The following is a 9,753-nucleotide window of genomic DNA, read 5'->3' as shown; positions in this document are numbered from 1 at the left end:
GGGAAGCATCGACGGGAAAGCGTGCGATGGAGATCGTCGATTACGCCAAGCCCGACGTTATCATTATGGACGTAAAATTACCCGACAGCGATGGCATCACTACGATGAAAAATATCAGGATGCGCAACAAAAACGCCAAGGTCTTAATGTTCTCGGGGTTTGACGACGAGTACTATGTTGTCCGGGCGCTTGAGAGCGGTGCGAACGGATACCTGCTTAAAAATGTTGGGGGAACCGAACTCGTGGAGGCGGTCCGCCAAGCCGCGGATGGCCTCAACCCGATATCCCCCCAGCTAACCGGCAAAGTTATCCCCCTGGCCAGGCAGAACACAAAAGTTTCAGACCGCCTGACGCCTCGAGAAAAAGAAGTCTGGAAACTGCTGTCAAACGGGTCTTCAAACGCCGAGATCAGTAAGACACTCTATGTTTCGGAGAGCACGGTCAAGTTTCACATCCGCAACATCTTCCACAAGCTCGGCGTTAAAAACAGGGTCGAAGCCGCCAAAGCGGCATACCGCTCGACGGTGGCATAACAATCAAGCGACTCTTTTGGGCACGTATCCCATTAATTATTTTAAAGGCCGCATTGCGGCTCTACCTGCTAAACCTAGCCTAAAGGCCGGTTAAATACTAACCCTAAGTTTGGAATTATAAGTCCTTTTTTATGGAACAAATACATAAACCTTTGTTTTGCTCTTGAAGGTGATGCGCTGTTTCTTTGAGGACAACGGGTGGTTTAGGAAGCAAAGGTAAGGCATAAGCAGGAAGGAGGAAGAATATGCGGAACCTTAGGAGAATTTTTGCACTGGCGGCCGTTGCGTACTTAATCGCATCGCTGGTTGGTTTAGGGGGAGTGCTTGCCGGCTCGTCCGCCCCGCTCTCGGTTGATAACGCCAAGGGTGAATCGCTGACGGTGGGCAGTGTGAGCGTATCCAATGACGGGTCCAACCTGTCAGTTGTTTTTTCAACTGACAGCGGCTACAAGTTGAACTTCACCGTAATTATATTCAGGGGTAACCCGGGCGGAGTCACAAGCGCGATGTCGTATGGTAGGACACAGTACCTGATTTCTAAATCGGATAACAACCATAGCTACTCAATTCCGCTCTCTGAGATAAAGAACAGCGATGTAACTATATTCGCATCGGCGGACGTGGTTGTTAACGGCAAAAAAGCGTTTATGAACGTTGAGTTTAAAGTGCCTGAGACCGAACGGTCGACGACCACACAACTGCCCACGACCACAACGCAGGTAACGACGCCGAACTCAACAAGCTCCACCGCACCTGCCACAACAAGCACGACCGTGGGACAAGGTACGACAAGCACGACGGCGGGACAAGGTACGACAAGCACGACTGTAGCGGGAGCAACGAGTTTGACCGTAGCACCTACGACGACCACAACGCAGGTTGGCATGACGGCAGTTTTGGCAAGCGCTACTTCAACATCGGTACAGCAGCTTGTGACAACGACCAGCCGTCCCAAAATTCCGAGAAAAAGGCTGCCTTTTACAGGAATGGAGTACAACTGGTACCTGATAGGCGCGATGCTTGCGCTAACGGGTGTGGGACTGTATGCGGGATCGATATGCAGGTCTGCTCCGCCGGCCCTTCATTAGGGGGACATCGTACTAAGAAAATACTGGCCACAAGGACAGTTAAACACTGACCCAAAGACGGAAGTAAGTTCGCCGGTCGGGTAGTAGCATAGAACTAAGGAACACGAGCAGTTAACTATTATGAGTATTTGTTTGGAGAAGCGAAGCCACACGAGGATCCATATGATTAAGGCATTAGTAGTTGATGAGGATACCGTCTTCCAGAACCTGCTGAGCAAGCTTTTAGGCTCACACGGCATCCATGTTGTGGGGCGGGCCTCAAGGCTTGAGCAGGCCATCCTGCTTTATGAGGCCACCTGGCCGGACGTTGTTTTGATCGGCCTTAGCTCGGTGGATAAGGACAAGCTGGAAGGGCTCTCTAAAATCAAGGAGCTGGATCCAATGGCTAAAGTCATCGTCCTCTCGATATTTAACTCGGTTGAGGATGTGGCGCACGGGGCGGAGGCCCTGATCGATGCTTACGTCATCAAGGGCTCTTCGTCAAGGAAGATCGTCAGCGCAGTTGAAGGAGTCGTCGCGGATATAAAAGACCAATAAAGAGCAATAGAGATCACTAAGGCTTCAACAGGAAACTGTAGAGCATAGAAATCCGGCAAGTTTAGCAAGTTTAGCAAGATACGATTGATGAAAGGAGGTGAAATTTAATGAAAAAATTCCTAGTTATAGCTTTAGCGATGGCGTTATTGCTCGGCATGAGCAGTCTTGCATTTGCAAGCAGGATAAACGAGCGCAACCTCAGCAATTTTAAAGGTGGTGCTGAAGTCAAAGGGAATATCATCAAGCATATCTTCTTTCACAACAATGTTGATGCTACAACCGGCGTTGCGAACGCGACCGGTAATGTAAGCCTGACCTGTGCCGGCGGTTCAGCTGAGGCCGATTCATGTGGCGAGAACGGCTGTGCTACCAACACAAGCGCAAAAGACGTCATCAACCATGGTACCGCGGATGCGTATACCAATCCTGCAAACGCTCTGAACCAGGCAAACAACTCGGTGGAGAACACCATCACCGAGGATGCTGAGGCTACAGCTGATTGCAATGTATGCGTAAGCGGCGAGTTTGAGTGCGACGGCGCTACTGGCCTAAGCCACTCATTCACGGATGGGAACAACGACGGCAAGTGCGATATCTGCGGCGGTTGCTGCCCGGCTGTTATCGATGGCGATATCTGTGAGTTCATCGGCATCGACAACGATGTTGATGCTACAACCGGCGATGCCAACGCAACTGGTAATGCTTCAGCCACAATCATCGATCAGAATGATAAGGCAAAAGCTTGCAATGACGGCTGTGCTACCAACACAAGCACAATAAACGTATCCAACACAGGCGATGCTAACGCCGAAAGCGGCCCGGCTGTTGCAACAAACCTTGCAGACAACTATGTCGCAGTCGATATCTTCAGAGGCGCAATGTCAAGCAAGACTATTGATATTTGCGTAGATTTGATGGCGGACTAACAAACAGTAATTTGGGGGAGGACCGAGTCCTCCCCCAAACCAATTCAATACGCAGATTAAACAAAGATTTATACAAAGATTTATACAAAGATTAATTACATGGGATTGAATATCACTGGTAAGGGATTAACGTAGAGAGCGCTAAAAGTTTATGACTTAGCGAAAGGGGGTGAACCGGTGATAAAGAAGAGGATTTTAGCCTGTTTGGTGGCTTTATGCCTTGCGATCAGCCTATCCGGATTGCCCGCATTAGCAGATACAGCGGACGAAACAACGCAGGCCGTGACCCAAGCGGAACAGCCTGTTTCTTCGCAAATGCAGGCGGATAGCCAAAACTCAGAACCCACGTATTGTATCCAGCCAACGGGAGATCCTGAGCCCGCAGGCGAAATTGATAGGTATTACGATAGCTCCGAGTATATACAAGCGCCCCGAACTGGACAAAGGTCGACCCCGATCCAACAAAGCAGCGATCCGATACAGGTCACCGTCGACCAGGATGTAAATGTAATCGTGGATAGCCAGGCCAAGGCGACGACCGGGCAGGGGGATTCACGAGGTACGCAGATTACCAACAGCGTCGGCGGAACCTCGCAGGCGATTGCCGTAGGAGGCTCGGGCGAGCCTGTCGATCCAAGCGACAGTGGGGCGTATGCGCAAAACGGTGTGACCAAGCTGGTCGGTAACGTGGGAACAGCCGACGCATATACGGGCCAGGCGAAGGCCGACAACACCATGGACGGTAACACCGCACGGATTAGTTCGGACGTTACGGTATCCGTGGGTAGATACGGTGAGATAGATAATAATTCAAGTATTACCGTAAGAGCTTCGTTATATTACCTGGCGGTGGTAGCCGGTTTGGCTACGGCAAAAACCGGGGACAGCGCCGCTCTTGGATTGGATGCCGATAACTCGCTCGACAGCACCGACAAAGCCTTTGCGAAAGGCGATGCGGGGTCGTCGTTGGCGGGCGGTATTTACGACGGGAGCGCTCTCGCCACTAATGGGAGCGATAACTCAATAGCGAATACCGGCACGGCGCTTGCCGCAACTGGTTTGGCGAACGCGGGCAACGATATGCAGGGAAACGACATTGAGATGGCGCCCGTCGTGAAAGCGATCATCAACGTCTGCGGCGATATCATCAACTCGAACGTAACGGTAAATTTGATCTACAAATTCATAGCGATGATCACGGGTGTTGCGAGCGCCACATCCGGAGATTCCGCGGCAATTGGAGCCGATGTTGATAATAACATCGACAATTCCACCAATGCGAAGGCTATCGGCGATGCGCCGGCGGCTACCGCATCGGGCAGCGGCTCGTACTCGGATGGAAGCGCAGTTGCCGGAAACGATACAGGTAACCAGATCGCAAACGATGGCCGGGCGGTCGGTGTATCCGGCGATGCCGCGGCGTTAAACTTGATGAAGAACAACGATATCTTCATCTCGCCGATTATTACAAGCGAGATCGACCTTCTCGATAATATGGTGGGCTCCAACGTAACAATCAATATTATCTACAACTTCTGGGCGCAGATACTGGGTAAAGCAAACTCCACGACGGGAGATGCGGATGCGTTTGGTACGATGGCGGATAATTCTATCGCAAACACATCGTCGGCAACTGCGATCGGCGATTCCGCCAAGCCGTCTCTCATGAACCATGGCGAGCAGGCGGATGGGGAGGCGATAGCCCTTAATGACGCAGGCAACTCCATCAAGAATAACGGGTTGGCGACATCGGCAAGCGGAAACTCAAATTCGTTGAATACCATGATGGGTAACAAGATTAACCTATCGCCAACGCTTACTACGGTAGCCATGGTTGTGAAACCGTTGCTGGATGGTACGATTGTCATCGATATCGTCTATGATATATGGGCGAGCCTCATGGGGTCGTCGGATACGTCGGCCGGGAATGCTGTGTCGGTGGGCACAGTTTCCGTTAACACGATCGGCAGCAAGTCGGATGCTGTCGCAATCGCCGACGTGACTGCGGGCAAGCCGGATGGATCGGCTACCGCCCTCAACTCATCTGATAACCAGATCGAAAACGATGGCGATGCCAAGGCGTTTAGCGGTTACGCTTACGCCACGAGCGCCATGACGGAAGCGCTGATATCGGTGACGGGGTGCCTCGAACAAGACATACTGGCGGACGGCACAAAACCCGCGATAGAGCGCAACAACGCCATAAAGGCACAGGCAAACGAGGAGGCAAAAGCCCAAACAGGAGATACGACAGCTACTGGGGATAAAGCCCCGCTTAATAGGGTGAATTCCACCGCGATTTCAAAGAATATCTTTGGAAACGACCAGGTAGCGGTCAATGATCATGATGCAGACATCTTCAATAAGGGCGATGCGACGGCAATAAGCGGCTATGCCGTTGCAAAGACGGGCTCGACGGAACCAAACAGAACCGACAATGTAATCTTGATCGGGTTTAACCCGGCCAACGAGTGCCCAACAAGCGATTGCGGTCAGGTAAGCAGCGCCGCTCAGTCTACGGATAACCAAGATGCGACGGTGCAAGCAAACCCGGACGCCAAGAACGGCTCCCCAGGCGGGGACGTCACTGCGCCATCGGCAAATGGCGATAGCGGGGGTGCTAAGCTCGGTGGAAATCAGGACAACATTGCATATGCAGCATATACTGCAAGCGATTATCACCCGATCGGCTTGCCGTTATGGCTATGGGTGATCTTGTTCAGCATACTCACTGGATGGATCAAGCTTACGCTAATTGTAAAACCATGGAAGGTATTGAAGCGCTAAACGATTAAGACCTTGTAGAATACATAAAGAAACTCAAAAACGAAGAAGGGCCGCAAGGCCCTTTTTCTGATCATGGGCACCATGAATAAGCTTACGTGCTGCGAGGCTTCTAAAGGAGGCCATTTTCAGCCGTTTAGCCGGCAACTTCATACATCCCCCAAGTCTGCCAAAGAGAAAATACCACAGTATTGAGCTGCGGTTACTATCCTTAAGGATAGTAACAACCTGACCTTAAGGATAGTATGGCCAATTTTGGCAATTGGCACTATTACCTGCGTAAATCCAAGATATTGATATGTGTTTGCTCGAACGCCGCGGCCCGAGGAAACAAACCTATCAGAATTATCGGAATAAATTTGTTTGAACCGATTTGTGATTGGCAATAACCTTCAATGCTCCGCAGCAAACCAAGTTTGCAAGTTTGAGGTTTTATCTACGAAAGGAGGTGAACTTTTTGAAGAAACTCTTAGTAGTGCTACTGGCGCTGGCGCTGGTACTCAGCATGACCGGAATGGCTTTTGCCCGCTGTCCCGTAAGGCCCGAAAAACCGAAATGCTGCCCGACACAATCAAATCATGCTTGTGTAACCCAAAGGGCCACAATCAGCAATTATGTGAGCGCAACAACCGGTCCTGCGGTTGCCGTTGGTAACGTCGGGCTCACGTCCATAAGAAACAACGACTCGACTGCCCGTTCTTGCTCGGGATGCGCAACGAACACGGCTCCTATCAGCGTGAACAATATCGGCACCGCGTTTGCTGTTAGCGGCAATGCTACTGCATCCAATACCGGCACGAACACAATTACTCAAACGAGCACCGTTACGCAGTCAAATACAAGCAATTCAACATCCACACAATGCGGAGTAGCTGATAATCAAGAGTAAGTGTTCATGGGATCCGAAGCGCGAGGACTACATAAGCCCCGCGCTTCGGGCCTGGATTACTAAAATGGCCGCCGGCATATCAAAGCGATTAGAGCGGCCATTTTAGATTTTAATCGTTAGTTAGCGGAGAGAAACATCCATTGTCCCTTAACATTCTGCGCATAGACGTTCCAGCTTTTCTTTATTGGCGCTATATGGTTTGCAGTAATAACGCCGTCCACTTTCATAATCGCGATATCCTTATAAACATTACCGGTACCCGGGTGCTTCCATGTGTCGACGAACCTGGGGGTATGAACGATAAAGTCTTTCAGCAAGACATTATACTGCTTCTGTAGCTTGCTCTTATACTGAACGTAGCGCGTCTTTTCAATCCGGGCCTTCTCATCCGGGTGCAGGTACGAGTAAGTATCCTCGTATTTGTTCTCTTTTTTCGTCTGCATCCAGCGGTTTGCCGCTTCAACCGGCGTTAGCGACAGGCTAAAGGATTCCTCGTTGATTCCTTTATCCACGGCAATCTTTTTAACTACTTTTTCATACCCTTTCCCTTTGATAATAACCGTATGTATGCCGGTCGGCAGGTTCCTGACCGCAAAAAAACCGGATTTTACCGGCTCGATGTTTTTGCCGTCGACGCTAATCTCAAGATTCTTTGCCGGCCGCTTTCCTGGATAATTCTCCATAACCGCGCCGTTGAGGCTTCCTTGTATCCCGAGGGCAAGCTTTGCCGTTTTAAAGACCCCTCTATTATCAGCATGCGATAGCTCGGTATATCCAAGACCCGCTAGAAGCGCTACAAGTATAAAGATGCTGGTGATAACCCAGATCCAAAAGTACCACCGCCTGCCTCGTTCACCTGTTTTTCTAGCCATATGCCCCCCACTCATTGAACTCCTCCTTTTCGCTAGTGCGAATGCTGCTCTTTCTTTACCCGAGTGACGGCTTGTAAAAACTACCCGTCTTAAAAATCTTCGAGCCCACGCGTTAATCCGTCCTTAAAGGGGAATTAAGTTAATGGAAAGGAGAGACCCATGGAGGAATCGACCAGGCTTATCCGAAACCCGGACCTTGTTTTCAGGGTCGTTAACGAGGAGGGGGTTATCTACAATCCCCGCACCCAAAGGCTTCATATGCTCAACGCAACGGCCCTCATGGCATGGCACTTGTGGGACGGCGACCACAGTCTCTTGGATATCGTTAATGCGGTCATATCCGAGTACGAGGCCGATCCCCAGGGGGTAATGAACGATATCAGCTTATGCGCCAAAGAGCTATGCCGCCACGGTCTATTATCTGATAGCAGCCATACAGGTAATTAATACACGGGAATGATCGCCTAAATTATTCACCAACACGGGGCTTTTTTAGCGCCTACGTGATTTATTTATCCGACTTAGGGGAAAAATGTAGGCAGCGATTTTAAGCTTTGAACGTGGCCCACTGCAATCTAAGGCTTACGATAAGAGAGGTTACTGTGGAAGCAAAACAAAGAATTAGTCTGAGCAGCTACCCGCTGCGCGGGATAGATTCGGCATCCTGTGTTATTGACGGGCAAACCCTGATAGTCCAGTCAAAAGACAGAAGGCTCTTTGTTTTAAATGCCACCGGAACAAAGATATGGGAGCTATCCGATGGCAAGCACGAGCTGCGCGAAATCATCAAAGCGCTTACCGCTAAAAGCAAAAAGCCGGAAAGCCAGATACGTAAAGAAACCGAAGAATTCATCAAAGAGCTTGTCGAAAGGGAGATCCTGGTGCTGCTAAAGCATCCGTGGGATATAGCCGCATAGGCGTGTGCGCATCTAAAACCTGCGATACGGAAAGGGGACCACATGTCGGGCACGAAAAATACTTTCGAAAAGATTCCGTTTGTCGACTTAAAAAGCCAACACTCGTTTTTAAGCGCCGAAATCGAGGCGGCGATTACCCAGGTTCTTGCCGAGGGCGGATTTACGCTGGGGGATACGGTTAAAACGTTTGAGGATGAGTTTGCCGCGTTTTGTGACACACGTTTTGCCGCCGGCGTGGGCTCGGGAACGGATGCGCTTCATTTTGCGCTGCGCGCCCTCGGAGTCGGCCCGGGCGACGAGGTCATCACCGTACCCAACACCTTTATCGCCACTGTCGAAGCGATTGTTATGAGCGGCGCCCGCCCCGTATTTGTGGATATCGACGAGGATACGTATCTTATGGACACATCCAAGCTTGAAGGCGCGATCACCAAAAAAACCAAAGCGATTATCCCCGTACACCTGTACGGTCAGCCCGCCGATATGGTTGAGGTTATGCGCATTGCCGCCAAACACGGGTTAAAGGTCGTTGAGGACGCTTGCCAGGCCCACGGCGCCAGACTTAGGGGGAGCCGCGTCGGTTGCTTTGGCGATGCCGCCTGCTTTAGCTTCTATCCAAGCAAAAACCTTGGCGGAATCGGAGATGGCGGCATCGTTGTGACCAACGATGAGGCTATTCAGGGGCGCGTTATGCTGCTTCGAAATCACGGCCAGGTTGATAAGTACAGTCATGTCGAGCCCGGTTTCTGTAGCCGCCTGCATGGGGTCCAGGCTGCGGTTTTAAGTGTTAAGCTTAAATACCTCGACCGCTGGAATAAAGCACGCCGCTATAACGCCAGAATATACGATTGTCTCTTCAGGGACTCAGCCGTTGTCCCGCCGGTCCGCGCCTCACACCATTCGGGCGACCATGTTTACCACCTCTACGTCGTGCGTGTCGATGGGCGTAACAAACTGAGGGCGTACCTTTCCGGGCAGGGGATAGAAACAGGCATTCATTACCCGGTACCGCTTCACCTGCAGCCGTCACTCAAGGGATACGGTTATAAGAAGGGCGATTTCCCGGTCACTGAAAAGGTGGCGGAAGAGATCGTGTCGCTCCCGATGTTTCCCGAACTGAAGGAATCCGATATCGAGCGCGTAGCACATGAGGTTATCGGTTTTTCACTCAAATATCCCAAGGTGGCTTAACACCGCTTTTGCTGAA

General features: G+C 50.9%; 10 protein-coding genes. 9 read left to right on the top strand and 1 reads right to left on the bottom strand.

All coding sequences use genetic code 11. The features are described 5' to 3' along the window. From COY37_RS01610 to COY37_RS01585, 6 genes are all read left to right on the top strand, one after another. Positions 1-533 (top strand): response regulator (locus COY37_RS01610; RefSeq protein WP_286975687.1); only part of this gene is annotated, 533 nt, incomplete at its 5' end. 245 nt (positions 534-778) lie between these two features. After that, a complete protein-coding gene (locus tag COY37_RS01605; protein ID WP_286678057.1) occupies positions 779-1,621 on the top strand; it encodes a hypothetical protein in 843 nt (280 codons plus the stop codon). Between the two features lie 162 nt (positions 1,622-1,783). Continuing rightward, positions 1,784-2,158: a response regulator gene (locus COY37_RS01600; RefSeq protein ID WP_286678056.1), complete on the top strand. Its 375-nt coding sequence runs from the start codon at positions 1,784-1,786 to the stop codon at positions 2,156-2,158. 107 nt (positions 2,159-2,265) lie between these two features. Then, a complete protein-coding gene (locus COY37_RS01595) occupies positions 2,266-3,084 on the top strand; it encodes a hypothetical protein (protein ID WP_286678055.1) in 819 nt (272 codons plus the stop codon). Positions 3,085-3,261: 177 nt separating this feature from the next. After that, entirely contained in the window at positions 3,262-5,871 is a 2,610-nt protein-coding gene (locus COY37_RS01590; RefSeq protein ID WP_286678054.1) for a beta strand repeat-containing protein, read from the top strand. A 454-nt stretch (positions 5,872-6,325) separates the two neighbouring features. After that, entirely contained in the window at positions 6,326-6,757 is a 432-nt protein-coding gene (locus COY37_RS01585; RefSeq protein WP_286678053.1) for a hypothetical protein, read from the top strand. A gap of 116 nt (positions 6,758-6,873) precedes the next feature. Here COY37_RS01585 and COY37_RS01580 read toward each other — a convergent pair whose 3' ends face one another. After that, complete coding sequence (locus COY37_RS01580) at positions 6,874-7,629, bottom strand: hypothetical protein (RefSeq protein ID WP_286678052.1); 756 nt, start codon at positions 7,627-7,629, stop codon at positions 6,874-6,876. Positions 7,630-7,788: 159 nt separating this feature from the next. Here COY37_RS01580 and COY37_RS01575 point away from each other — a divergent pair, with 159 nt between their 5' ends. From COY37_RS01575 to COY37_RS01565, 3 genes are all read left to right on the top strand, one after another. After that, positions 7,789-8,076, top strand: a complete 288-nt coding sequence (locus COY37_RS01575) for a PqqD family protein (RefSeq protein WP_286678051.1) — start codon at positions 7,789-7,791, stop codon at positions 8,074-8,076. Between the two features lie 155 nt (positions 8,077-8,231). Continuing rightward, positions 8,232-8,546: a PqqD family protein gene (locus tag COY37_RS01570; RefSeq protein WP_286678050.1), complete on the top strand. Its 315-nt coding sequence runs from the start codon at positions 8,232-8,234 to the stop codon at positions 8,544-8,546. Between the two features lie 42 nt (positions 8,547-8,588). Further along, positions 8,589-9,737, top strand: a complete 1,149-nt coding sequence (locus COY37_RS01565; RefSeq protein ID WP_286678049.1) for a DegT/DnrJ/EryC1/StrS family aminotransferase — start codon at positions 8,589-8,591, stop codon at positions 9,735-9,737. Positions 9,738-9,753 lie beyond the last annotated feature (16 nt).

The organism is Candidatus Aquicultor secundus, from assembly GCF_002791875.1.
GTDB classification, from domain to species: Bacteria; Actinomycetota; Aquicultoria; order Aquicultorales; family Aquicultoraceae; genus Aquicultor_A; species Aquicultor_A secundus.
The sequence above is the reverse complement of the archived record's forward strand: the minus strand, read 5'-3'. Positions and strand labels throughout refer to the sequence as shown.

Coding starts and splice junctions, on each gene's coding strand:
- COY37_RS01580 (WP_286678052.1), bottom strand. CDS start 7,629: ATGGCTAGAAAAACAGGTGAACGAGGCAGGCGGTGGTACTTTTGGATC.
- COY37_RS01565 (WP_286678049.1), top strand. CDS start 8,589: ATGTCGGGCACGAAAAATACTTTCGAAAAGATTCCGTTTGTCGACTTA.
- COY37_RS01600 (WP_286678056.1), top strand. CDS start 1,784: ATGATTAAGGCATTAGTAGTTGATGAGGATACCGTCTTCCAGAACCTG.
- COY37_RS01605 (WP_286678057.1), top strand. CDS start 779: ATGCGGAACCTTAGGAGAATTTTTGCACTGGCGGCCGTTGCGTACTTA.
- COY37_RS01595 (WP_286678055.1), top strand. CDS start 2,266: ATGAAAAAATTCCTAGTTATAGCTTTAGCGATGGCGTTATTGCTCGGC.
- COY37_RS01575 (WP_286678051.1), top strand. CDS start 7,789: ATGGAGGAATCGACCAGGCTTATCCGAAACCCGGACCTTGTTTTCAGG.